Origin of the sequence: Bradyrhizobium sp. 170 (assembly GCF_023101085.1) — a bacterium.
GTDB lineage: Bacteria > Pseudomonadota > Alphaproteobacteria > Rhizobiales > Xanthobacteraceae > Bradyrhizobium.
Genome location: NZ_CP064703.1, coordinates 8,595,472 through 8,619,536, shown reverse-complemented (window position 1 = coordinate 8,619,536; position 24,065 = coordinate 8,595,472). Strand labels below are relative to the sequence as shown.

The 24,065-nt window shown below is 63.4% G+C and carries 21 protein-coding genes; 10 read left to right on the top strand and 11 right to left on the bottom strand.

Translation table 11 applies throughout. The features are described 5' to 3' along the window. Positions 1-70: 70 nt before the first annotated feature. A complete protein-coding gene (locus IVB05_RS40660; RefSeq protein ID WP_027541437.1) occupies positions 71-772 on the bottom strand; it encodes a response regulator transcription factor in 702 nt (233 codons plus the stop codon). 216 nt (positions 773-988) lie between these two features. Between IVB05_RS40660 and IVB05_RS40655 the strand changes: the two genes are divergently transcribed. The 3 genes from IVB05_RS40655 to IVB05_RS40645 all read left to right on the top strand — a co-directional run bounded on the left by IVB05_RS40655 (position 989) and on the right by IVB05_RS40645 (position 6,331). Beyond that, positions 989-1,723 (top strand): DUF2470 domain-containing protein, encoded by a 735-nt coding sequence (locus tag IVB05_RS40655; protein ID WP_247781684.1) that lies wholly within the window; start codon positions 989-991, stop codon positions 1,721-1,723. Positions 1,724-1,823: 100 nt separating this feature from the next. Beyond that, positions 1,824-4,424 (top strand): CHAT domain-containing tetratricopeptide repeat protein, encoded by a 2,601-nt coding sequence (locus tag IVB05_RS40650; protein WP_247781682.1) that lies wholly within the window; start codon positions 1,824-1,826, stop codon positions 4,422-4,424. A gap of 290 nt (positions 4,425-4,714) precedes the next feature. Next, positions 4,715-6,331 (top strand): phosphoenolpyruvate carboxykinase, encoded by a 1,617-nt coding sequence (locus tag IVB05_RS40645; protein WP_247781681.1) that lies wholly within the window; start codon positions 4,715-4,717, stop codon positions 6,329-6,331. Positions 6,332-6,385: 54 nt separating this feature from the next. Here IVB05_RS40645 and IVB05_RS40640 read toward each other — a convergent pair whose 3' ends face one another. Continuing rightward, positions 6,386-7,015, bottom strand: a complete 630-nt coding sequence (locus IVB05_RS40640; RefSeq protein WP_247781680.1) for a sigma-70 family RNA polymerase sigma factor — start codon at positions 7,013-7,015, stop codon at positions 6,386-6,388. 243 nt (positions 7,016-7,258) lie between these two features. On the opposite strand from IVB05_RS40640, the gene IVB05_RS40635 reads away from it, so the two are divergent. Further along, positions 7,259-7,807 (top strand): sigma-70 family RNA polymerase sigma factor, encoded by a 549-nt coding sequence (locus IVB05_RS40635; protein WP_247781679.1) that lies wholly within the window; start codon positions 7,259-7,261, stop codon positions 7,805-7,807. Beyond that, positions 7,792-8,346, top strand: coding sequence for a cupin domain-containing protein (locus IVB05_RS40630; protein WP_247781678.1), 555 nt, complete (start codon positions 7,792-7,794; stop codon positions 8,344-8,346). The genes IVB05_RS40635 and IVB05_RS40630 overlap by 16 nt, the downstream gene beginning before the upstream one ends. A 2-nt stretch (positions 8,347-8,348) precedes the next feature. Here IVB05_RS40630 and rocF read toward each other — a convergent pair whose 3' ends face one another. From rocF to IVB05_RS40615, 3 genes are all read right to left on the bottom strand, one after another. Then, complete coding sequence (rocF, locus tag IVB05_RS40625; RefSeq protein WP_247781677.1) at positions 8,349-9,323, bottom strand: arginase; 975 nt, start codon at positions 9,321-9,323, stop codon at positions 8,349-8,351. Between the two features lie 140 nt (positions 9,324-9,463). Continuing rightward, positions 9,464-10,282, bottom strand: coding sequence for a thioesterase family protein (locus IVB05_RS40620; RefSeq protein ID WP_247781676.1), 819 nt, complete (start codon positions 10,280-10,282; stop codon positions 9,464-9,466). A 202-nt stretch (positions 10,283-10,484) separates the two neighbouring features. Then, positions 10,485-13,016: a glycogen/starch/alpha-glucan phosphorylase gene (locus IVB05_RS40615; protein ID WP_247781675.1), complete on the bottom strand. Its 2,532-nt coding sequence runs from the start codon at positions 13,014-13,016 to the stop codon at positions 10,485-10,487. 246 nt (positions 13,017-13,262) lie between these two features. Between IVB05_RS40615 and IVB05_RS40610 the strand changes: the two genes are divergently transcribed. Then, on the top strand, positions 13,263-13,493 hold the full coding sequence (locus IVB05_RS40610) for a hypothetical protein (RefSeq protein WP_247781674.1): 231 nt from the start codon (positions 13,263-13,265) through the stop codon (positions 13,491-13,493). A 20-nt stretch (positions 13,494-13,513) separates the two neighbouring features. On the opposite strand, the gene IVB05_RS40605 is transcribed toward IVB05_RS40610, so the two are convergent. Next, positions 13,514-13,750 carry a hypothetical protein gene (locus IVB05_RS40605; RefSeq protein ID WP_247781673.1) on the bottom strand — a complete coding sequence of 79 codons (237 nt, stop codon included), beginning with the start codon at positions 13,748-13,750 and terminating at the stop codon, positions 13,514-13,516. A gap of 163 nt (positions 13,751-13,913) precedes the next feature. Here IVB05_RS40605 and IVB05_RS40600 point away from each other — a divergent pair, with 163 nt between their 5' ends. Together IVB05_RS40600 and IVB05_RS40595 are read left to right on the top strand one after the other, a co-directional pair. Beyond that, positions 13,914-14,345, top strand: a complete 432-nt coding sequence (locus tag IVB05_RS40600) for a hypothetical protein (protein WP_247781672.1) — start codon at positions 13,914-13,916, stop codon at positions 14,343-14,345. Between the two features lie 34 nt (positions 14,346-14,379). Continuing rightward, entirely contained in the window at positions 14,380-14,862 is a 483-nt protein-coding gene (locus IVB05_RS40595) for a DUF5680 domain-containing protein (RefSeq protein ID WP_247781671.1), read from the top strand. Between the two features lie 11 nt (positions 14,863-14,873). Here IVB05_RS40595 and IVB05_RS40590 read toward each other — a convergent pair whose 3' ends face one another. Beyond that, positions 14,874-15,683 (bottom strand): DUF2865 domain-containing protein, encoded by an 810-nt coding sequence (locus tag IVB05_RS40590; RefSeq protein ID WP_247781670.1) that lies wholly within the window; start codon positions 15,681-15,683, stop codon positions 14,874-14,876. A 165-nt stretch (positions 15,684-15,848) separates the two neighbouring features. Further along, complete coding sequence (gene pyrE / locus IVB05_RS40585) at positions 15,849-16,412, bottom strand: orotate phosphoribosyltransferase (protein WP_247781669.1); 564 nt, start codon at positions 16,410-16,412, stop codon at positions 15,849-15,851. Positions 16,413-16,626: 214 nt separating this feature from the next. On the opposite strand from pyrE, the gene IVB05_RS40580 reads away from it, so the two are divergent. Beyond that, positions 16,627-17,253, top strand: a complete 627-nt coding sequence (locus IVB05_RS40580; RefSeq protein WP_247781668.1) for a glutathione S-transferase family protein — start codon at positions 16,627-16,629, stop codon at positions 17,251-17,253. 157 nt (positions 17,254-17,410) lie between these two features. Here IVB05_RS40580 and IVB05_RS40575 read toward each other — a convergent pair whose 3' ends face one another. The 3 genes from IVB05_RS40575 to IVB05_RS40565 all read right to left on the bottom strand — a co-directional run bounded on the left by IVB05_RS40575 (position 17,411) and on the right by IVB05_RS40565 (position 22,460). Next, entirely contained in the window at positions 17,411-18,046 is a 636-nt protein-coding gene (locus IVB05_RS40575; protein ID WP_247781667.1) for a LysE family translocator, read from the bottom strand. Between the two features lie 103 nt (positions 18,047-18,149). Beyond that, entirely contained in the window at positions 18,150-21,224 is a 3,075-nt protein-coding gene (gene polA / locus IVB05_RS40570) for a DNA polymerase I (RefSeq protein WP_247781666.1), read from the bottom strand. 186 nt (positions 21,225-21,410) lie between these two features. After that, positions 21,411-22,460, bottom strand: coding sequence for an acyltransferase family protein (locus IVB05_RS40565; RefSeq protein ID WP_247781665.1), 1,050 nt, complete (start codon positions 22,458-22,460; stop codon positions 21,411-21,413). 179 nt (positions 22,461-22,639) lie between these two features. Here IVB05_RS40565 and IVB05_RS40560 point away from each other — a divergent pair, with 179 nt between their 5' ends. Further along, positions 22,640-23,959, top strand: coding sequence for a UDP-glucose/GDP-mannose dehydrogenase family protein (locus tag IVB05_RS40560; RefSeq protein WP_247781664.1), 1,320 nt, complete (start codon positions 22,640-22,642; stop codon positions 23,957-23,959). Positions 23,960-24,065 lie beyond the last annotated feature (106 nt).

Here is a 24,065-nt window from a genome sequence, read left to right as displayed (position 1 = left end):
TTTGTAATTCTACGCTTCTACGCCGAACGGGCGGATGTGTCAGTCGGCACTTCCGCCCGCAGAACGCAGATCAGGCTTCCTTGAAGCGATAGCCGACGCCGTACAGCGTCTCGATCATCTCGAAATCGTCGTCGACCACCTTGAACTTCTTGCGCAGCCGCTTGATGTGGCTGTCGATGGTGCGGTCGTCGACATAGACCTGATCGTCATAGGCCGCGTCCATCAGCGCGTTGCGGCTTTTCACCACACCCGGCCGGGTCGCCAGCGCCTGCAGGATCAAAAATTCCGTCACCGTCAGCGTCACCGGCTCGTTCTTCCAGGTGCAGGTGTGACGTTCCGGATCCATTCGTAAGAGGCCGCGGTCGAGCGCGCGCGCATCCGGCTCCTTCGGCACGGCGGTCGGATCCTTGGGCTGGCCCCTCCGCAGCACGGCCTTGACGCGCTCGACCAGCAGGCGCTGCGAGAACGGCTTGCGGATGAAATCGTCGGCACCCATCTTGAGGCCGAACAATTCGTCGATCTCTTCATCCTTGGAGGTCAGGAAGATCACCGGCAGATCGGACTTCTGTCGCAACCGGCGTAGCGTTTCCATGCCGTCCATGCGCGGCATTTTGATATCGAGGATAGCAAGATCCGGCGGCGAAGTGCGGAAGCCGTCCAGTGCCGATGCACCATCCGTGTAGGTCATGATGCGATAGCCTTCGGCTTCGAGCGCGATCGACACGGAAGTGAGAATGTTGCGGTCATCATCGACCAGGGCGATTGTGGGCATGAGCCTGCTTTCGAATAAGAGAGTGGCTTAAACGGCGGGCAAGTCAGCCAGACGCCGCATAAATGGGCTTCGTACACGGTCAACGAGCAATGCAAGCTGGGCTGAAGTGTGACCGAGTTCCGCAAAACGTTCCCGCGGATATGCACTGTCCCCCATATAGCACCCTGTCTGGTGGAGAAAACCCCCTTTTTGCAATAAGATGGCCGGAAAGGAACCATGCAGCCCGCCGCAGATTTTGATGCTTCTAAACTCGCCCGTTCGCTGCTGCGGCGCAGCCGGCAGGGCGCGCTCGCCACCCTTATGCCTGAAAGCGGCGATCCCTACTGTTCGTTGGTTAACGTCGCCAGCCATGCCGACGCCTCGCCGATCCTGCTGATTTCGAGACTCGCTCTGCATACGAAGAACATCCTCGGCGACGGCAGGGTCTCGCTGATGCTGGACGAGCGCGCCGCCGGCGATCCCCTGGAGGGCGCGCGGATCATGCTGGCGGGCCGGGCCGAGGAGGCCAGTGGCGAGGCTGCAAAAATCCTGCGCCGGCGCTACCTCAACGCCCATCCATCGGCGGAAGCCTTTGTCGATTTCAAGGACTTTTCGTTCTTTCGGATCGCCCCGTCAGGCCTGCATCTGGTCGCCGGTTTTGGCCGCATTATCGACCTCAAGCCCGAGCAATTTCTGACCGAAATCGGCGACGCCGCCGATTTGCTGGAAGCCGAGCAGGGCGCGGTCGAGCATATGAATGAGGATCACCGCGATGCGATGAACCTCTATGCGACCAGGCTGCTGGGGGCAGAGCCTGCCGATTGGTGCTGCACCGGCTGCGACCCCGACGGCATGGACATGCAGGCCGGCAGCGCGACGCTGCGGCTCGATTTCCCGGAACGGGTCACCAGCGCCATGGCGTTGCGCAAGATGCTGGTGCGGCTGGCGGGCGAGGCGCGGGCCCAAGGCTAACAAGGGTTAACGCTGCTGTTACCGAGCGGGGATTTGAACGGGCGCGCGCCTTTGCGCGACCTAAGGCAAGCCCGCGCAAAGGTGACCAGCGAAAGCCCGCATGAAATCCCGCAATCGATTGATATTTTCAGTGTGCCTCGCGCTGTTGTCGGGCACCTGCCCTTCCGCGCCGTCGCTGGCGCAAAAAGGCGATATCGCCGCGCTCAGCGCCAAAATCAATGAGCTCGGCCGCGCCGGCAAATATGCCGAAGCTGTCGCGCTGGCGCAGGCACAAGTCGAAAGCCTCGAGAAAAAATTCGATCCCGCGCATCGCGACGTCGGCGCTGCGCTGAATAATCTGGCGCAGGCCTACGGCAACCAGGGCAGGGACAGCGAAGCCGAGCCGCTATTCAAGCGAGCCATCGCGATTCTGGAGAAGACGACGGGTCTCGACTCACCCGAGATCGCCGCTGCGCTGAACAATCTGGCCGCGCTGTATCAGCGGCAGCAACGCTTTGCCGACGCCGAGCCGCTGTTCAAACGCGCGCTGGCGGTCCGCGAAAAATCGCTGGGGAGCGGTCATCCGGACCTCGGGCAATCCGTGAACAATCTGGCGACGCATTACGAGAAGCTCGGCCGCCACGGCGATTCCGAGCCGTTGTTCAAACGCGCGCTGGCTATCTACGAAAAGGCCGCCGGCCCGGAGCATCCCGCGGTGGCGACGCTGTTGAACAATCTCGGCCAGGTCGGGAAGGTTCAGGGTCGCTATGCCGAGGCCGAGCCGCTGATCAGGCGGTCGCTGGTGATCCGCGAGAAGGTGCTGGGGCGCGAGCATCCTGATGTGGCGCGCTCGCTGAACAATCTCGCCGACCTCTATGAACGGCAGGGCCGTTACGCCGAGGCCCAGCCGTTGTTCGAGCGGGCGCTGGCGATCCGTGAGCGCGCCGTTGGCCCCGACCATCCGGATACCGCGACGTCGACGAACAATCTGGCGGCGTTCTATCAGGCGTCGGGCCGCCCCGGCGATGCGCTGCCGCTGGTGCAGCGGCTGATCGGAAACGGACGCGCGCAACCCCGCGCCGCCCTTCCGGTGCTGGCAGACGCGGAGCGCCGGCAGTTGATGCCGCGCGACAAAGCCGTGAACGATATGCTCCATGTGATCCAGCGCGGTACCCAGTCGTCGGTTGCCTCCGCCGTGAACAAGCTGGCGGTACGGCTGGCTGCGGGAAGCGATCGCCTCGCAGAACTGGTGCGCCGCGATCAGGATATCGCCACCGAGGCGGAAGCGCTGGACAAGTCGATCGTGGTGGCCGTCTCGAAGGAACGCGCGAAGCGCGACCCGGCCGCCGAGCAGCGCGCCCGCGCCCGGCTTGCCGCTATTTCGATCGAGCGGGCGTCACTGCAAAAGACCCTCTCCGCGGAATTTCCCGATTACGCAGCTTTGTCGAATCCATCGCCGCTGACGGTGAAGGAGATTCAGCCTCTATTGTCAGGGGACGAAGCGATGGTGCTGTTTGCGGTCACCGAGGTGGAAAGCTACGTCATTGCGATCACCCGCGAGAGCTTTGACTGGAAGCCGATCCCGCAGGCTGCGGAAACCTTGTCGCAGAAGATCGCCGCCTTCCGTCGCGGGCTGGATCTCGGCAAGGCGAGCGATGCTTCCGGAAAATCCGCCCTGTTCGATCTGGCGCTCGCCCATGAACTGCATGAGACGCTGCTGGCGCCGGTGGATGCGTTGATCAAGGACAAGCCGTCGCTTCTGGTGGTGGCGCCAGGCGCGCTGACGGCGCTGCCGTTCCATCTGCTGGTGACCGAGAAGCCGGCGAAGGCTATCCCGGAAAAGTTCGAGGGCTATCGCGATGCGGCCTGGCTGTTGAAGCGTCAGGCGGTGTCGGTATTGCCGTCGGCCGCGAACCTGAAAGCGCTGCGGGTGTTTGCAGCGCGAAGTGAGCAGAGCACAAAGCCGATGACAGGCTTTGGCGATCCCATTTTCAATCCCGCCGGGAAGCCCGGTGATGGCAACCGTCCCGCCAGGACCGCCGCGCGCAGCCTTGCGACCGGCGCCTACACGGATTTCTGGCAGGGCGCCGGCGTCGATCGCGCGCGGCTTTCGGACGCGCTCGCGCAATTGCCCGACACCGCCGACGAACTCAACGCGATTGCCAAAAACCTCGGTGTTGCGGCGGCCGATATTCACCTCGGCGAAGACGCCAGCGAAACCACGCTCAAGCGCACACCGCTCGCCGATTACGGCATCGTCTATTTCGCCACCCATGGTCTCGTCGCCGGCGACGTGAAAGGGCTTGCTGAACCGTCGCTGGTGCTGAGCATTCCAAAACAGCCGACGGAGTTCGACGACGGCCTGCTCACCGCGAGCGAAGTCGCGCAGTTGAAGCTCAATGCCGATTGGGTGGTGCTATCAGCCTGCAATACGATTGCCGGCGACAAGCCGGGTGCCGAAGCGCTCTCGGGGCTGGCGCGATCGTTCTTCTATGCCGGCGCGCGGGCGCTGCTGGTGTCGCATTGGGCGGTCAATTCGGAGGCCGCAACGCGGCTTGCGATTTCGACCTTCGATCGCCTGAAGGCCGATCCGAAGATCGGCCGCGCCGAGGCGTTGCGGCAGGCCATGCTGGCCTATCTCAATGATGCCTCCTCACCCCGCAACGCCTATCCGGCCTTCTGGGGGCCGTTTGCGCTGATCGGGGAGGGCGCCGCGCGTTGAAATTTTCTAATTGTGCGACGCAGCAATTTTCGGTCAGGCGAGGCAGCGACGGATGGTCGCGCAACCACGACGGCAAATCCGCCAAAAGCGCTGCAGCAAACGATTGATGCAGATCAACCACTCGCGCCTGAATAAACCAAATCGCGTGGATCGGCTTGGCAAGCCCGGCGTTCATCAGTATTAGGTCGCCGGACCGAGGCCGGAAGGCTATATTCAGGGGTCACCGCGACAGAGCGCGTCAAGCGACATGCGCGCGATTCGAGTAACGCGGGTTCGAGGAGGATTTCTTCGTGCAAGAGACGGGTCTACGCAACGGTGCCTTCGGCGCCGACAAATTCGGCTTAAAAAATCTCAAGTCGGTGCACTGGAATCTCGGTGCGCCGCAGCTCTATCAATATTCACTCGCGGCAGGCGAGGCCGTGCTGTCGGCCGACGGTGCGCTGTGCGCGGATACCGGTGAGTTCACGGGCCGCAGCCCGAAGGACAAGTTCACGGTTCGCGATGCGACCACCGACAAGAACATGTGGTGGGCCGGCAACCAGTCGATATCAGCGGACCAGTTCTCCGCGCTGTATGCCGACTTCCTCAAGCATGCCGAAGGCATGACGCTGTTTGCGCAGGATCTTTATGGCGGCGCGGATCCGAGCTTCCAGATCAAGACCCGCGTCTTCACCGAGCTCGCCTGGCACTCGCTGTTCATCCGCACGCTGCTGATCCGGCCCGAGGCGTCGGTGCTGAAGGATTTCGTTCCCGAACTCACCATCATCGATCTGCCGAGCTTCCGTGCCGATCCGAAACGTCACGGTGTGCGCTCGGAGAACGTCGTCGCGATCGATTTCGCCCGCAAGATCGTCCTGATCGGCGGGTCTTATTATGCCGGCGAGATGAAGAAGTCGGTCTTCACCACGTTGAACTATTATCTGCCCGCCAAGGGCGTGCTGCCGATGCACTGCTCGGCCAATGTCGGTCCCAAGGGCGACACCGCGATCTTCTTCGGCCTGTCCGGCACCGGCAAGACCACGCTTTCGGCCGATCCGAACCGCACCCTGATCGGCGACGACGAGCATGGCTGGGGCAACGACGGCGTCTTCAATTTCGAGGGCGGCTGCTACGCCAAGTGCATCAAGCTGTCGGAAGAAGCCGAACCGCAGATCTTCGCCGCCAGCAACCGCTTCGGCGCGGTCCTCGAGAACGTGGTGCTCGACGAGCGCACCCGCGTGCCTGACTTCGACGACGGTTCGAAAACCGAAAACACCCGTTCGGCCTATCCGCTCGACTTCATCCCGAACGCCTCGCGCACCGGCCGCGCCGGCCAGCCGAAGAACGTCGTGATGCTGGCCGCCGACGCCTTCGGCGTGCTGCCGCCGATCGCAAAGCTGTCGCCGGCGCAGGCGATGTATCACTTCCTGTCCGGCTACACCGCCAAGGTCGCCGGCACCGAGCGCGGTCTCGGCAACGAGCCGCAGCCGGAATTCTCCACCTGCTTCGGCTCGCCGTTCCTGCCGCTCGATCCTTCCGTCTACGGCAACATGCTGCGCGAGCTGATCGCCAAGCACAATGTCGATTGCTGGCTGGTCAACACCGGCTGGACCAGCGGCAAATACGGCACCGGCAGCCGGATGCCGATCAAGGTCACGCGCGCACTGCTCACCGCGGCGCTCGACGGCAGCCTGCGCAACGTCGAATTCCGTACCGACAAGTACTTTGGCTTCGCGGTCCCGACGGCGCTGCCGGGCGTGCCGAGCGAGATCCTCAATCCCGTCAACACCTGGAAGGACAAGGCCGAGTTCGACAAGACCGCGCGTGCGCTGGTCGGCATGTTCCAGAAGAATTTTGCCAAGTTCGAAGCCCAGGTCGACGCCGAAATCCGCGCCGCTGCGCCGGACCTCAAGCTCGCGGCGGAGTAACCGTCTCGGACCATTCGAGAACGACGAGGGCGGCCGAGAGGCCGCCTTTTCGTTTTAAGCTGCGCTGTGCGTCCTCGCCTCGATGGATGCAAACATCGTCGCGCGCAGCTCCAGCAGCGCCCGCCGCAGATGCGTCTTGACGGTGTTGGCGGGAACGCCCAGCCGTATCGACAGGTCGTGGCGGCTGCGGTCCCTAAGATAGGCCAGCATGATCAGGCGGCGCTTGTCTTCGGGCAGCCGCGCAAACGCCGCCAGCGCCTTCGGGCGGAGCCGCGCGAGATGCATCTCGTCGACCGGATCGGGATCGTTCGAGGGCAGCGCCGACATCTCGTCGTCGCTGGCGAACGCCTCGATCTGGCGCTTTCGTAACGCATCGATGGCGCCGTGCCTGACGATGGTGGCCATCCAGGTCATCGGCGAGGCGATCGACGGATCGTAGCTGGCGGCGTGGCGCCAGATCTTCAGATAGCTCTCCTGCAGGACATCCTCGGCCAGCGCCCGGTCTCTGAGGATGCGTAAGGCGACTCCAAGCAGCTTGGCGTGGGTCAAGCCGTAGAGCCTTGCGAAGGCGGATTTGTTGCCGCGCGCGACTTCCGCGAGCAGTTGGAGAAGGACCGCTCTGCCGTCCTGTTGTCCGGTCGTGGCTTGTTGTCCGGTCGTGGCTTGCGGCGTCGCGTTCACCATGGTTTCCCCAGCTCGATTGTCGTCGGACCCGGCCCCGGACATCCAGCGTTGGATGGGCCGTATGTCGCCAGTACGGAATGCCGGCGCAAAAAGTTTCGGCGGCGGCGCATCGGCGATGATTTTTTGGTGGCCGCCGGACCGGCCTCGTTTGAAACCCCGGCCCGTTGAACCGTAGCTTCCTGAGCCCTATAGTCCGCGAGGAACCGCCACCCTTGATTGTGTATCCGGCCCACCCCGCTCAAAATGCGACAGATTCCCGAGGACGATTTGGGGCAGGTGCTCAGGTCTGTCGCCAAAGGCGACCGGGCGGCCTTCCGCCGGCTGTACGAGCAGGCGGCACCGACCCTGTTCGGGATTTGCTGCCGGATCCTGCGGGACCGCAACGCCGCCGAGGACGCCTTTCAGGAGGCGATGCTGCGGATCTGGCAAAAGTCCTATCTGTACGACCCCGCCAAAGGCGGCGCGATGAACTGGATGGTGACGGTCGTGCGCCGTGTCGCGCTGGACCGGCTGCCGGCGCGCCGGACCGGGCCGGTATCGCTGACCGACGAGAGCGTCACGGCCCTGGTCGAGGCGCTGTCAGATCAGGCGTCGCGCGATCCTGGTTTGGCGCCAGACCTGCGAAGGTGCCTGGGTCTTCTGGAACAAAATTACCGGCAATCCGTCCTTTTGGCCTACTATTACGGCCTGAGCTACGAGGAGCTGGCCGAGCATTCGTCCGTTCCGGTTGGAACGATCAAGACCTGGATTCACCGTGCTGTTGAGAAGTTGCAGCTATGTCTAAGCCAGTGAAGCCCGGGGCCAGCGAGGCGGCGGAGTATGTCCTTGGGCTGCTCGGCCAGGAGGACAGCCGCGCCTTTGCCAAGCGGCTGAAATCGGACGAGGCGCTGCGGGCCCAGGTCGAATACTGGGAGGGCATGTTTTCCGATCTGCCGGCGGAACAGGCCGAGCCACCGCCAGGAGGCATGTTCGAAAAGATTCTCGACCGGATCGAAGGCGAGGGCGCCGACCTGCCGGGCACCTTGACCAAGCGTGCGGGGACGGCGAACTGGTTCGAAATCAGCCCCGGCATCAAGGGGCGCCTGCTGCATGTCGACCGCGCGCAGAACCGGCAATATCTGTTGATCCGGATGGCGCCCGGTGCGTCCTATCATCCGCATTCGCACGATACGGACGAACAGTCGCTGGTGCTCGAGGGCGACCTCTCATTCGGCGATCTCAATCTGAAGGCCGGCGACTTCCACGTCGCGACGCCGTCATCCTCGCATCCGCCGGGGCGCACCGTGAATGGCTGTCTCGTGCACGTCATCATGAGCCTGGACCAGCATTAGCCTCAGCTCGAGCTATTGCCCGGAAGCACCGCATTGCTCGGCGTTCGCCGGTCGGTGATCTGCAGTCCGAACAGGCTGCCGATCAGTTCGACGGCGACGCGCGCGGTGCGGCCGCGTTCGTCGAGAAACGGGTTGAGCTCGACGATATCGACCGAGCGCACCAGATCCGAATCGTGCAGCAGCTCCATGATCAGATGCGCCTCGCGATAGGTCGCGCCGCCCGGCACCGTGGTGCCGACGCCGGGCGCGACCGCGGGATCGAGAAAATCGACGTCGAAGCTCAAATGCAGCACGCCGTTCTGCGCCTGCACGCGATCGATGACCTTGCGGATCAGCACGCCGACGCCGAACTCGTCGATCGCGCGCATGTCGGCGATCGCGACGCCGCGCTCGAACACCAGCTTCTTCTCCAAGGGATCGATCGAGCGGATGCCGAACAGGTCGAGCCTGTCGGGACCGATCGAGGCGCGTGGATGGTTGCCGAGCAGCCCGTCGAGGCCACTTTCGCCGCACAGAAAGGCCGCCGACATGCCGTGCATGTTGCCGGTCTCCGTGGTCTGCGGCGTGTTGTAGTCGGCGTGGGCATCGAGCCACATGACGAACAGCGGCCGGCCCTGCTCCTGCCAGTGGCGCGCAACGCCGTTCACCGATCCCATCGACAGCGAGTGATCGCCGCCCATGAAGATTGGAACGGCGCCGGAGCGCGCCAGTGAATAGGAACGCTCGCTGAGCTCGCGGATCCAGCCCTTGATCGTGTCGTAATATTTGGCATTCGCCGGCGGCGGGCCCTCGTCGGAAGCAGCGCCAGGCGTGGCCATGTTGCCGTGGTCCTCGACGGCAAAGCCGAGCTGATCGAGGATGCGGCCGATGCCCGCGGTGCGCAGCGCGTCCGGTCCCATCAAGGTCCCGAGTTGCGAGGCCCCGATCTCGATGGGAACGCCGAGCAGGGCGATGCGGGCAGTTTCGGCGTCAGACATCAGGCCGCCTTTCGATGAAAGCGTAGGGTGGGCAAAGCGAAGCGTGCCCACCATTTCCACGCAACAATCGGATACATGGTGGGCACGGCGCAAGGGCGCCTTTGCCCACCCTACAAGAGAGCCGGCGCTTTAACGTTCCGCTACGCCTTGAAATAGGCGATCTGCGTTGTCGTCGCGAGCAACCGTCCCGACGGCGACCACAATTCGCCGTTCTGGTCGCCATAGCTCCTGTGGAAGATCTTGGCATCCGCCACCGCCAGCACCCGCGTGATATCCTCGGCCGCGAGGTCGTCTGACGCCGTGTGGAAATACGTCGTGATCGATACCGTGCCGAACGGCATCAATTCCCGGCGCGCCAGAAAGACCCGGCCGAAGAACGCATCCGACATCGACATCAGCGACAGCATGTCGATCTTTCGCGGCACGCGGTCGCCGATCCACTGCTTCGAGTACGCGTCGAGCGGCGATGCCGCTGGCGAGCCGTAGAAACTCGGCTCGCCCTCGACGAAGCGGAAATCATACTGGTGCGTCCACGTCATCGGCGTGTTCGGAAACGCGCGCGCCTGCTCAAATGGCGCAGCGCCGGGAAAAGCCGCCTGCTGGTGCGACCAGGACGGACGGCGCTCGGCGAACACGGCGGTGGCCAGCGTCGCGACGTCGCCGCCGCCCTGCGTCATCTCCACGCACCAATGCTGGCTCGAGCGGTTGGCCTTGACCAGGCGAACGTCGAGATCGAAAGCGCCTTCGGCGACCGGCGCGCAGAAATTCACGGTCAGCGACAGCGGATCGCCCGCCCGCTGCGGATGGTCGATCAGGGCGCGCAGGATGGTGGCGGCCGTGCAGCCGCCGAACGGGCCGACAAACGCCCAGTAGTCCGGGCTGGTTCTGCCCTGCCAGCAGCTATCGCCGGCGGTGACACGCGTGGCGTCGTCGAAAAGGTGAGCGGTCTTGGTAAGCATGGACACTCTTCGATCTCGAGGGACGCGACGCAGTTGCCGCAAACGCCGTCATTGCGAGCGGAGCGAAGCAATCCATCGCGCCGCAAGCGGAGGGATGGATTGCTTCGTCGCTACGCTCCTCGCAATGACGGCGGATGGAGTATCGCGACTCTTTGGCCGAATTCAATAACGCCCGAGGTAATGGATTTCCGCCCGCCGGGATTTACCGCGTCGCCTCGCGCTGGGCGCTTGTCTCCGGCACCGGCGCGGCCGCGCGCACCGGCACGTGCCAGATATCCTCGGCATACTCCCGGATGGTGCGGTCGGAGGAGAACCACGGCATCCGTGCGACGTTGAGGATCGAGGCGCGGGTCCAGGCCGGCACCACCTGCCAGCGGGCGTCGATGCCGCGCTGGGCCGCGTAGTAGGAATCGAAATCGGCCGAGACCATGTAGTGGTCGAGATAGCGCAGCGCGTGACCCATGGCGGCAAAGCGGGCGGGATCGTCGGGCGAGAACGCGCCGCTCTCGATGGCGGTAATCGCCCGCGCCAGCCGCGGCGAGCGGCTGATCACGTCCGTTGCGTCCAGCCCCTGCTTGCGGCGGACCATGACGTCGCCGGCCTCCATGCCGAAGATCGCGATGTTCTCCGCGCCGACATGGTCGCGGATTTCGATATTGGCGCCGTCCAGCGTGCCGATAGTGAGCGCGCCGTTGAGCGCCAGCTTCATGTTGCCGGTGCCGGAGGCTTCCATGCCGGCGGTCGAGATCTGCTCGGAGAGATCGGCGGCCGGAATGATCACCTCGGCGAGGCTGACATTGTAGTCGGCGAGGAAGACGACCTTGAGCCTTCCTGCGATGACGGGGTCGTTGTTGACGACTTCGGCGACGTCGTTGATCAGCTTGATGATCAGCTTGGCGTAGCGATAGCTCGCCGCCGCCTTGCCGGCGAAGATCTTGACCCGCGGCACCCAGTCGCGCTGCGGCTCGTCCTTGATCGCCTGATACAGCGCGACGGTCTCGACGACGTTGAGCAGCTGCCGCTTGTACTCGTGGATGCGCTTGATCTGGATGTCGAACAGTGCCGACGGATCTATCTTGATGCGGAGCCGCTCGTTGATCAGCCGCGCCAGCGCAACCTTGTTCTGATGCTTGACCTCGCGAAAACGCTGCTGGAACGCGTTGTCGCTGGCGCGCGTCTCCAGCCGTTCGAACAGCGAGAAGTCGTCCAGCACGGCCTCGCCACAGGACTCGCGCAGCAGCTCCGTCAGTTTTGGGTTGGCGAGCATCAGCCAGCGGCGGAAAGTGATGCCGTTGGTCTTGTTGGTGATGCGGCCGGGGTAGAGATGGTTGAGATCGTGGAACACGGTCTCCTTCATCAGGTCGGAGTGCATCGCCGAGACGCCGTTGATGCGGTGCGAGCCGACGAAAGCGAGTTGCCCCATCCGCACCCGCCGTCCAGACTTCTCGTCGATCAGCGACACCGCGGCGCGGAAATCGATGTCGCCGGGACAACGCTGATCTGCCAGCGCGAGATGTGCGGTATTGATGCGGTAGATGATTTCGAGATGCCGCGGCAGCAGCCGCTCGAACAGTTCGACCGGCCAGGTCTCCAGCGCTTCCGGCAGCAGCGTGTGATTGGTGTAGGACAGCGTCGCCACCGTGATCTTCCACGCTTCGTCCCAGCGGAAATTGTGCAGGTCGACCAGGATGCGCATCAGTTCGGTGACGGCAAGACTCGGATGGGTGTCGTTGAGCTGCACCGCGGCCTTGGAGGGGAGGTTGCGCAACTGCCCGTCGGAAGCGAGGTGCCGCTTGATCAGGTCCTGCAGCGAGGCCGAGACGAAGAAATATTCCTGCCGCAGCCGCAGCTCGCGCCCAGCAGGACTCTCGTCATTCGGATAGAGAAATTTGCAGATTGATTCCGCGCGCGCTTCCTCGGCGACGGCGCCGAGATAATCGCCGGTGTTGAAGACGTCGAGCCGCAACGGGTCGGGCGCGCGCGCCGACCACAGGCGCAGCGCGTTGACGTGCTGGCCGCGCCAGCCCACGATCGGGGTGTCGTAGGCGACAGCCTGCACGGTTTCTCCCGGGCGCCAGGTGGCGCGGTCGCGGCCGCGGTCGTCGACGTGGTCGACAAAGCCGCCGAAATGGATGTGGTAGACCACCTCGGCCCGCTGGAATTCCCAGGGGTTGCCAAAACTCAGCCATTCGTCCGGGTATTCGTGCTGCCAGCCCTGCGCGATGATCTGGCGGAAAAGGCCGAAATCGTAGCGGATGCCGTAGCCGATGGCGGGAACGGCCAGCGTCGCCATGCTCTCCATGAAGCACGCCGCAAGCCGCCCGAGGCCGCCATTGCCGAGCGCCGCGTCCGGCTCGCATTTGCGCAGGTCGTCAAGCCCGACGCCGAGATCGCCGAGCGCCGCCTCGAACACCGGCAGCAGGCCCATATTGTTCAGCGCGTCAGTGAACAGGCGGCCGATCAGGAACTCGAGCGAGAGGTAATAGACCCGCTTGCTGCCGGCGTCATAGCTCTCCTTTTCGGCTGTCAGCCAGCGGTGCACGATGCGGTCGCGCAGCGCCAGCGCCGCGGCCTTGTACCAGTCGCGCCTCGTCGCCATGCCGGCGTCCTTGCCGATCGCAAGCCGGAGCTTGGCGAGGATTGCGCCCTTGATTTCGACGAGCGCCAGTTCGTCGATCGGCTGATCCAGCGCCGGATAGTTTGCCGGATAGTTTCCTGGGATTTGTTCCTGCAATACGTCGGTTCCTGCGGTTGAGACTCACAACGAAGATACGCGCCTTGTCCGGCAATCGAAACGCCGGATAATGCCGGAGTTGTGCACTGCGCTGGCATGATTTTATGCAAGGACCGGGCCGATTTCGCGGCACTGGCGACCGCCTTTTGGTGATATAATGGGGGGCGCGAAAGCCGAGGAGCCGCTGGGATAACCGGGTGCCAGTGCGCGCGACGGAGACGCGTGCCGCCAGAACGGAGGCCTGCCATGAGATTGACGATCGAGATCGTCGCCGCTGCGTTGTTGGTTGTCTGCATCAGTGCGACCAGTGCGGCCTTTGCCGCCGGCAAGGCCGGCAAGAGCGCCGACGGCCTGAGTTGTTCTTTCAATGTTGCGCAAGGCGCTTCGCCTGCGGCGCGTTGCACGGCGATCAAGCGCCAGTGTGGCGGAAAGTTCTATGCCAATTACTGCGGTGACAAGCTGTTGTCGGCGATGTGAGGGATTGAGCCCCAGACGGTTCATGCCGCGGCACCGCCCCAGTCCTCGCTTTCCTCGGCAAGCCCGGGGTAGCGGAGATAGAGCTTTTGCAGCAGCTTGAAATGCAGGGCGGACGATATCTCGTCGAGAGGCGTGGCAAGCAGCGCCCGATCGTCGCTGTCGAGGATGGACACAATCGCATTCGCTCGGTCGATCGCATCGGCCGCTTCCAGTAACAGGGTCCGGATATCGGTGGCCTGTGTCGCGTCCATCGTCATCGATTCTTCGCCGCAAATCGCCAAAAAACAATCTCTGATAGGAGATAATTTGTCACGCCACCAGAACAAATTAAGAACAATTTAGCAAGTATTTGATATATCATTGTGATTCGGCGCAGCGCCGACACAACATTTATGGTCTATCCGAGTTTGTGAGGACTACATGTCCACTATCGCCTTCAATCAGTTCGCTCTCACCCGCATCGCCGATTTCGCGCGCTCGCTGTCGCGCCTGCATCAGGCCTCGCGCCGCCGGCTCGTCGACGACGACGCGATCGACCGCGAGTTCAACGCGGTCTGCATGTCGGTGTGGGGCTACACCACGGACGATTTCAGCGACGAACTGTTTTCGGTCGAGGACCACGCCTTTCTCGACGCGCTGGATGAAGCGCAGGCGCGAATCTTTGCCGCGGAGCAGGGCTACGACCTCGTCGACGATCAGGGCATGCTGACCGACTGGTGGGGCTATTGCTGGATGATCCTGGCCGAAAAGCGCGGCTTGCTGACGCCGGAAAACCGCGCCGCGGCGCGTGCGGCGATCGAGGAAAAATATCTGTCGGCGCCAAACGTGATCGGCGTCATCGTCGGGCGGTGAATGCCCTGGCGTCAATCGCGTACTGGGCGGGGTCATGAGCCAGATATCGCTTGCTCGTCTTTCCGAATTCCTTGTCGACGCCAAGCGCAAGACCTATGCCGGCCTTGACGACGACGCGACGGTCCTGGCGCCACTGCTTCCAGGCTCCAGGCAACTGGAATATCGCGACCTCGATCTGAGCTATCGGGATATCTATTTCGGCATGCGCTTCTTTGTCGGTCAGGAAACGGTGCTGGCCGGCGCGGGTGTCGTCTGGTCGATGAGCTATGCGGGCGGCGTCGCTCCCACCGTCGTCGACCGCAACGAATTTCTTTCGGTGTACGCCTTCCTGCGTCAGGCGCTGCTTGCTATTCGAGGTGACCGTCCGTTTCGCGGCCCGCCGCAGTTCGAGAATGAAAGCTTCCGTTACGTCAACACCTCATCGGGAGATGTCGCCGAGTTTTACGGCGAGGAGCAGATTCATCGCGCCGGAATCAAGGTTTACGGCTTGCGCTATGGCGGCGGGCTGTTGCGGTAGAGACGTTAGCCTTATCGCACTTCCGCCCGCTTCGCCGGCTTCGGCGCAACCGTCTTCGATATCGAGGCGGTCGGCAACTCGGCGTCGCGGCTCGTCTCGGGAAGCGGCGCGCTGGCCGCGACCATCTCTGCGCTGACCGGCGCCACCTTCATTTCGCCGAGCCGGGCGCGGACGTCCGCCGTGAGGCCGGGATAGGAGGCGACGGGAGTGAATTCCGCCGTCTGGTCGGCCCCTAAGCGAACGCCGGTATAGGCCACCAGGCCGTCGGTGGTGGCGACGACGTCGCCGGAGCGCAGCGAGGTATCGAGCGTGAGATCGACCGGCGCCAGCCCGGACGGGCTTCGGCCGTTGCAGGTGCAATCGGCGCGCAGCGCCTTGCGATATGCGTAGGCGTTTTCGCTGTCGGCATAGCGCTCGCCATTACCAGCGGCCGCGCTGTCGATGTTGCTGCCGTAAAACACCTTGGTGACGCTTGCCGGGCAGAACGCCTGGCAGGTCTGAACCGGCGAGGTGTTGCCGCGCATGGTCAGCGGAAAATACTTGCCGTCGCAGCTTCGCACGCAGAAAGCGGGTCCGGAGCCTGCGACGCGCGGCGCCGGCGCAGGATGGGCTGGTTGATTGGTGCCGAACGGATCGGCGAAGAAGTTTGCCGGTGAGGGAGCCTGCCGCGTCTGCTGTTTCTGGGCGCCGCCGAACAGGAAATCGAACAGACCCTCGGCCGAAACGCTGCCGGGCGTCAGCGTGAGGGCGCCCGCAAGGGTCGCTGCGGCCACAAACGTCGCGCGGCGCCGCACGCGCGAAAAAGCCAACTCTGTACGCAACGCCAACTCCACCCAACGCAACAAACGCGCTGAAGCGCGATAGGCTTCAGTTCGGGTAACCTTAACGGGCGATGGTAAATGAGCTTTTACTGGAGGCGGGAAGGCGGAAAAGAAATGCGGGCCTTTCTAACCTCTCTCCGCAAGAGCGGGGCGAGGGAGAAGAAATCACGCCTTCAAAAATTCACCCGCCTTGTAGAGCGAACGAAACTCCAGGCCGGCTTCCGCGAACGTTTCGGTCGCACCTTCCTCGCGGTCGACCATGGTGAGCACGAGCACGATCTCGCCGCCGGCCTCGCGCACGGCCTCGACCGCCTTCAGCGCCGAGCCACCGGTCGTGGTGACGTCCTCGACGATGACGATGCGCTTGCCCTGCAAGGTCTCGCCCTTGGCGAGCCCCTCCACCGCGAGGCGGGCGCCGTGCTCCTTCGGCTTCTTGCGCACGAAGAACGCCGCGATCGGGTGCCCCTTGAGCCAGGAAAGCTGCGCGATCGCGCCCGCCAGCGGGACTGCGCCCATCTCCAGCCCTCCGACGAAATCGAGGTTGTCGTCCTTCAGCGCCTCATAGGTCAATTCCGCCAGCAGCGCCGCGCCCTCGGGGTCGAGCATGGTCGGCTTGAGGTTGAAGTAGAAGTCGCTCTTGCGGCCCGAGGCCAGCGTGATCTCGCCGCGGCCGAACGAACGCTTGCGGATGATCTCGGCGAGGCGGGCGCGGGAGGCTGATTTGGACAAGGCGGTTTTCCCGGGGTTTGAGGCGGGCCGCAATCTATCGGCGCTCGCGGGCACATTCCAGCGCTGATCCGGCGCCGTCAACAGGGCACGGTGTCCCGCGGCGGCCCGATGAACGCAGGGACGGCATTCGGAAAGGACCGTTGTAAGGCCCTTTGGTTCCGCGCTACGGGAGGGCCAAAGCTTCTACCAAAGCTTCTCTTGGGGGAAACCGTAAATGACGATCAAACTGCACACCTGGAACACGCCGAACGGCCGCAAGATCTCGGTAGCGCTGGAGGAAATGGGGCTGCCCTACAAGGTGATCCCGGTGAACATCACCAAGGGCGAGCAGAATGCACCCGCCTTTCTCAAGCTCAGCCCGAACAACAAGATCCCTGCGATCGTCGATCCCGACGGCCCCGGCGGCGAGCCGGTCAGCATCTTCGAATCCGGTGCGATCCTGCTCTATCTCGGCGAGAAGACCGGCAAGTTCCTTCCCACGCCGCTTGCCGAGCGTATCCCGGTCTATGAATGGCTGATGTGGCAGATGGGCGGTTTCGGGCCGATGCCGGGCCAGGTGCATCATTTCATCGCGCTGGAGAACGAAACCGACCGCGCCTACGGCTTGAAGCGCTACATGGCCGAGACCCGCCGGCTCTATGGCGTGCTGGACCGTCGGCTGGAAGGGCGCGAATTCGTCGCCGACGCCTTATCGGTCGCCGATTTCGCCATCCTCGGCTGGGCCTGGCGCCACCCGCGCCACAAGGTGGAACTGAAGGATTTTCCGAACGTCGAGCGCTGGTACAACGCACTGATGGCCCGTCCCGCGACCAAGCGCGGCATGGAAGCCAAGCTGGATTGATTTCCTTTCTCCCTCGCCCCGCTCTTGCGGGGAGAGGGTTGGGGTGAGGGGCTGCCTCCACGAGTTGAGAACGTGGTGGGTCCGGTACCCTCTCACCCGGATCGCATCTTCGATGCAATCCGACCTCTCCCCGCAAGCGGGGCGAGGTTAAAAAAGATCACGCCCGCTTCGCCTCGAACGCCATCTTCACGGCAAGCCCCGCCAGCACTGTGCCCATCAGCCAGCGCTGTACCAGCAGCCAGCTCGGCCGTGTGCCGAGAAAGCGCGCGATCGATCCGGCAGCGAGCGCGATCATGGCGTTAACGCCGACACTGATGACGATCTGGATCGCGCCCAGCGCCAGCGACTGCGTCAGCACGCTGCCGACCGTGGGATCGATGAACTGCGGCAACAGCGCCAGGTACAGCATCGCGATCTTCGGATTGAGCAGATTGGTGACGAACCCCATTGCAAACAATTTGCGCGGGCCGTCGACTTGTAACTTCTTCACCTGAAACAGCGAGCGCCCGTTCGGCTTGACCGCCTGCCACGCCAGCCACAGCAGATAGGCGGCGCCCGCGAATCGCAGCGCGTCATAAGCGTAGGGCACCGCAAACAACAACGCGGTAATGCCAAACGCCGCGCACAACATGTAGAACACGAACCCGAGCGCGACACCGCCAAGCGACACGATCCCCGCCGCGGGCCCTTGCGTGATCGAGCGCGAAATCAGGTAAATCATGTTCGGCCCCGGCGTCAGCACCATGCCGAGCGAGACGAGGGCAAAACCGAGCAGTGTTGCAATGTGGGGCATGGGAGACTCGCGGGAGGAATTCGCAAGTTTCTAGCGCGCGTCGAACCGCGATGTCATTTCGTATATTGCTCCGAGGACATTTCTGTCAGCGATGACAGCGTGACTAATGCGCCTCGTCCCAATTATTCGCGGCGCGGGCATCCACCTGCAGCGGCAGCGACAGTAGCACCGCCGGGAACGGCGCGTCCTGCATCACGTGCTGTACCACCGGCAGCGTCGCCGCCACTTCATTGTCGGGCACTTCAAAAATCAGTTCGTCGTGCACCTGCAGCAGCATCTGCGCCGACAGCTTCTTCTCCATCAGCGCATCTTCCATCCGGATCATGGCGCGGCGGATGATGTCGGCGGCGGTGCCTTGCAGGCGCGCATTGATCGACGCCCGCTCGTTGAAGGCACGGACCGACGCATTGGAGGCCTTGATGTCGGGGTAGTACATCTTGCGGCCGAACAGCGTGGTGACATAGCCGTTCTTGCGGCATGATTCCCTGGTCTCGTCCATATAGGCGCGGATGCCCGGAAAGCGCTCAAAGTACTTCTTGATGTAGGCGGAGGCTTCCTCGCGGGCGATGCCGAGCTGGTTCGCCAGGCCAAAAGCCGAGATGCCGTAGATGATGCCGAAATTGATCGCTTTCGCCCGGCGGCGCACTTCGCCCGGCATGTCCTTGATCGGCACGCCGAACATTTCGGAGGCCGTCATGGCGTGAATGTCGAGCCCGTCGCGGAATGCCTGCTTCAGCACGGGGATGTCGGCGATCTCGGCCAATAGCCGCAACTCAATTTGCGAGTAATCCGCCGACACCAGCTTGTGGCCGGGCGTCGCGATAAAGGCGCGGCGGATTTTTCGCCCGTCCTCGGTGCGAACCGGGATGTTCTGCAGGTTCGGCTCGTTCGACGACAGCCGCCCCGTGGTGGTCGCGGCCAGCGCGTAGGTGGTGTGGACGCGGTGGGTCTGCGGATGGAGATATTCCGGCAGCGCGTCGGTGTAGGTCGATTTCAGCTTCGACACCTGCCGCCATTCCAAAATCTTCTTCGGAAATTCATGGCCCTGTTCGGCGAGTTCGTCGAGGATCTGCGCCGAGGTCGACCACGCGCCGGTCTTGGTCTTGGTGCCGCCGGTTATTCCCATCTTGCCGAAGATGATGTCGCCGATCTGCTTGGGGCTGCCGACATTGATCGGCTCGCCCGCGATCTCCTGAAGCTCGGCCTCGACGCGGGCCGCGGTCTGGGCGAACTCGCCCGACAGCCGCGACAGCACCTGCCGGTCGATCGAGATGCCGCGCCGTTCCATCCGCGCCAGCACGCTGACCAGTGGCCGCTCCAGGGTCTCGTAGACCGTCGTGATGTGTTCGGCGGCGAGCCGCGGCTTCAGCACACGATGCAGCCGGAGGATCACGTCGGCGCTCTCGGCCGAATAGGTGGTCGCCTTGTCGATCGCGACCTGATCGAAGGTCAGCTTGTTCTTGCCGTTGCCGATTAGCTCGCTTTCGCCGATCACGGCATGGCCAAACCAACGTTCGGCGAGCGACCCCAGCGCATGTGAATTGCGTCCAGCGTCGAGCGCGTACGACATCAACTGCGCATCGTCGATATTGCACAGCGTGATGCCGTGCTGCGCCAGCATCACGGCGTTGAATTTGATGTCGAAGCCGATCTTGAGAATGCCTGGTGATTCCAACAGCGGCTGCAGTGCCGCCAGCGCCTCGGCGGCCGTGATCTGGTCCGGCGCCAGGCCAGCGTCGAACAGGCCTGCGCCGCCGCCCGATTGCTTGTGCGTGAGCGGAACATAGCAGGCGTCGTTTGGCGCCAGCGCCAGCGCGATACCGCAGATGTCGGCCTGCATCGGATCGCCCGAGCTCGCCTTGACGTCGATCGCAAACGTGCCGGCGTCATAGGCCCGCGCAACCCAGGCATTGAGCTCATCGAACTTACGGATGGTCTGATACTTGCTGCGGTCGACCGGCAGTTTTCGCGCGGCTTCGGCGCGGGCGGCGGCGAGCGAGATCGGTGCTCCCTTGAGGCTAGCGGCCTTGTCCTGCTTGTCGGCGCCCTTGTCCGGCGCGGTCTTTCCCTTGCCTGAGGGCGAGGCGGAAGGAGAACCCGGGGCATCGAACAGCGTCGCTCCCTCGGAATAGCTTTCCGGCTTCTTGCCCGAGGGCGGCGCCGCGAAAACGCTCGCGCCACTCTTGTTTCCCGCATCGGCCTCCACGTCGGCCGGGTCGATCTGCGAATATTCGGCGACGCGGCGGGTGAGGGTGGAGAACTCCATCGCCTTCAAAAACGCGATCAGCTTGCGTGCATCCGGCTCGTGCACAGCGAGCTCGTCGAGCGGCACTTCGAGATCGACCTTGTCGTCGAGCAGCACCAGTTGCCGCGAGATCCGCGCCTTCTCGGCGTTCTCGATCAGGGCCTCGCGCCGCTTCGGCTGCTTGATCTCGCCGGCGCGGAACAGCAGTTGTTCGAGGTCGCCATACTCGATGATCAGTTGCGCGGCGGTCTTGACGCCGATGCCGGGCACGCCGGGCACGTTATCTGTGGAATCGCCGGCCAGCGCCTGCACCTCGACGACCTTCTCCGGCGGCACGCCGAATTTCTCGATCACTTCGGGAATGCCGATGCGGCGGTCCTTCATGGTGTCGTACATGGTGACGCAATCGGTCACGAGCTGCATCAGGTCCTTGTCGGAGGACACGATGGTGGCGGAAGCCCCGCGCTCGCAGGCGATGCGGACATAGGTCGCGATCAGATCGTCGGCCTCGAAGCCGACCTGTTCCAGGCAGGGCAGGTCGAACGCGCGCACCGCCTCGCGGATCAGCGCAAATTGCGGGATCAGGTCATCCGGCGCCGGCGGCCGATGCGCCTTGTAATCGGGATAGAGCTTGTTGCGGAACGTGATCTCGGATTTGTCGAAGATGATCGCCAGATGCGTCGGCCGATTGTCCTCGGGCATGTCGCGCAACAGCTTCCACAGCATGTTGCAGAAGCCGAGCACCGCATTGACCTGCAGCCCGTCGGACTTGCGGTTTAAGGGCGGCAGCGCGTGATAGGCGCGGAAAATGTAGGAGGAACCGTCGACCAGGAACACATGGTCGCCCTTGCCAGGTTGTTTGGCGGGCGCCTTGGCAGGGGCTTTGGCGGCGGGAGCGGGTTTCGCGGCGGCTTTGGGGGCTGATTTCGGCATGGCCGAAATTTAGGGATTTTTGCGCGGATTGACAGCCTTGGCGGGCAGTTTTTGAGCCCAATACACACCGTCGTCACCCGCGAAAACAAAGAATCGTAGCCCGGATGGAGCGCAGCGCAATCCGGGATTCGCGCCAGCCGCGGGATTTCCCCGGATTGCGCTGCGCTCCATCCGGGCTACGAATCCCTACTCCGCCGGCTGCAACGCCGGGGCGGCCTTTTTTGGCGCGATCCAGAAGGCGGCGGGGCGCTCGAACAGGAAGTCGGCGCGCAGCGCCAGCGCCAGCCGCCAGATCACCACCGCTCCCGCGACGCCGGCAACGGTGACGATCAAGGAGATCACGCCGATATCGGCGATCAGGCCGGTCTTCAGCAGCAGCGTTCGGGTCACCGCCATCGGCAGGAAGAAGGCGAGGTAGATGACGATGGAATGCTCGCCGCAATAACGCAGGAAGTTCAGCCATTGCATGCGCGCCAGCAGCGTGCCCATCACGATGATGGCGCCGGCGCCGGCGAAGCCGAGCGCCAGCGAGACCAGCGGCCATTCGCCAAAACCCGACATTACGAGGCTGCCGTTGACGAACGCCCACAGCGCCAATCCGATCAGCGCCAGCGCAGGTTTTTCCCGCGAGCGATCCGAGAGCGCGAATACATAACTGGCAAACAGATAGCCGGAATAGAAATAGACGAAGCGCGCGCAGAATTCGTCGATCACTGTCCAGCCGGTCACGACATGCGCCGTCTCCAGCGCCGCGGCGACGAGCCAGACCGCCATGGCGGGGATGCCGCGTGACAGTTTTGTGACGACGAAGAACATCGGCAACAGATAAATGAACCACAACGTGCCGAACGGCTCGATGAAGGATTCCAGATACAGGAAGCCGACATGCCGCCAGCCGCTCTCGGCGGCGAAGCCCGGCGCCTTGAAGCCGAACTGGATCGTCATCCACAGCACGTAAAAGTAAGCGAAGTGGACGACCTTGCGGTCGAGATAGGTGCGCCAGTCGCGGTCGATCACGACGGCGAGAAAAAGGCCTGAAATCAGGAAGAAATCCGGCATCCGGAACGGCTGTGCGAACACGACGAACGCATGCATGAAACCGGTGTCGCCGGCCGCCTTTTCCACGCCCAGCACCGAATGCATCATCACCACCATGACGATGCAGATGCCCTTGGCGTAGTCCACCCAGTCGATGCGGGTGGAACGTTCGGTGACGGCTGTGCCGTTTGAAGTCATCGGTGTCCCTTTTCGGCGCTACGTGGCCGCATCTTCGGCCCGATCCGTTGCTTTCTCCTTTATTCATACAAATGACATGCCGGCTTACCCCGTTTTTTCCGGTTTCCCCTTGGCCGAAAAATGCTCTAAGACGCCCGCGAAATCAGGATTGGCGTTAACCATCAAATACGGGTGTTTTCATGCGAATCGCCATGATTGGCACGGGCTATGTGGGGCTGGTATCCGGCGCCTGCTTTGCCGATTTCGGTCACCAGGTCACCTGCGTGGACAAGGATGCCGGCAAGATCGAAGCCCTGCGCCGAGGCGAGATCCCGATTTTCGAGCCCGGGCTCGACGCGCTGGTAGCGTCCAACGTCAAGGCCAAGCGGCTGGATTTCACCACCGACCTGACGGCGCCGGTCGCGGAGGCCGACGCGGTGTTCATCGCGGTCGGCACGCCGTCGCGGCGCGGCGATGGCCATGCCGACCTCACTTACGTGTACGCCGCAGCGCGCGAGATCGCCTCAGCGCTGTCGGGCTTCACGGTGGTGGTGACAAAGTCGACCGTGCCGGTCGGCACCGGCGACGAGGTCGAGCGGCTGATCCGCGAAGCCAATCCGTCGGCTGACGTCGTGGTCGCCTCCAATCCGGAATTCCTGCGCGAGGGCGCCGCGATCCGCGACTTCAAATTCCCCGATCGCGTCGTGGTCGGCACTTCGGACGAGCGCGGGCGCAAGGTGCTCGGCGACGTCTACCGGCCGCTGTCGCTCAACCAGGCGCCGCTGATGTTCACGGCGCGGCGCACGGCCGAGTTGATCAAATACGCCGCGAACGCATTTCTCGCCACCAAGATCACCTTCATCAACGAGATGGCGGATCTTTCCGAAAAAGTCGGCGCCGACGTGCAGGAAGTGGCGCGCGGCATCGGGCTCGATAACCGCATCGGCACGAAATTCCTGCACGCAGGCCCGGGCTTTGGCGGTTCCTGTTTTCCCAAGGACATCCGCGCGCTGGTCAAGGTCGCGCTCGATCACGATGTGCAGCTGCGGATCGTCGAGGCGGTGCTTGGAGTCAACGACAACCGCAAGCGTGCGATGGCGCGAAAAGTTTCCAACGCGGTGGGCGGCAGCCTGCGCGGCAAGACCGTGGCGGTGCTCGGCCTCACCTTCAAGCCGGATACCGACGACATGCGCGAGGCGCCGTCGATTCCGCTGGTGACGGGCCTGCTCGACATGGGCGCAAAAGTGCGCGCGCACGATCCGGTCGGCATGGAGCAGGCGCGCAAGGAATTGCCCGACATCGAATATTGCGACGACCCTTATGAGTGCGTGAAGGGGGCGGACGCCATGGTGCTCGTCACCGAATGGGTGCAGTACCGCGCGCTCGATTGGGATCGGATCAAGAGCGAGATGGCGCAGCCCGTCGTGGTAGATTTGCGCAACATCTATCGTTCCGAAGACATGGCGGCCCATGGCTTCACGTATGAAAGCGTCGGGCGGACGGCTGAGCCGCAGAAGTAACTATTGTTGTCATACCCCGCGCATGCGGGGTATCCAGTACTCCCGATCTTCGTAATCGGTGACATCTGCGTTTACTGGATCGCCCGCTCCTGTGCGCAATCGCGCA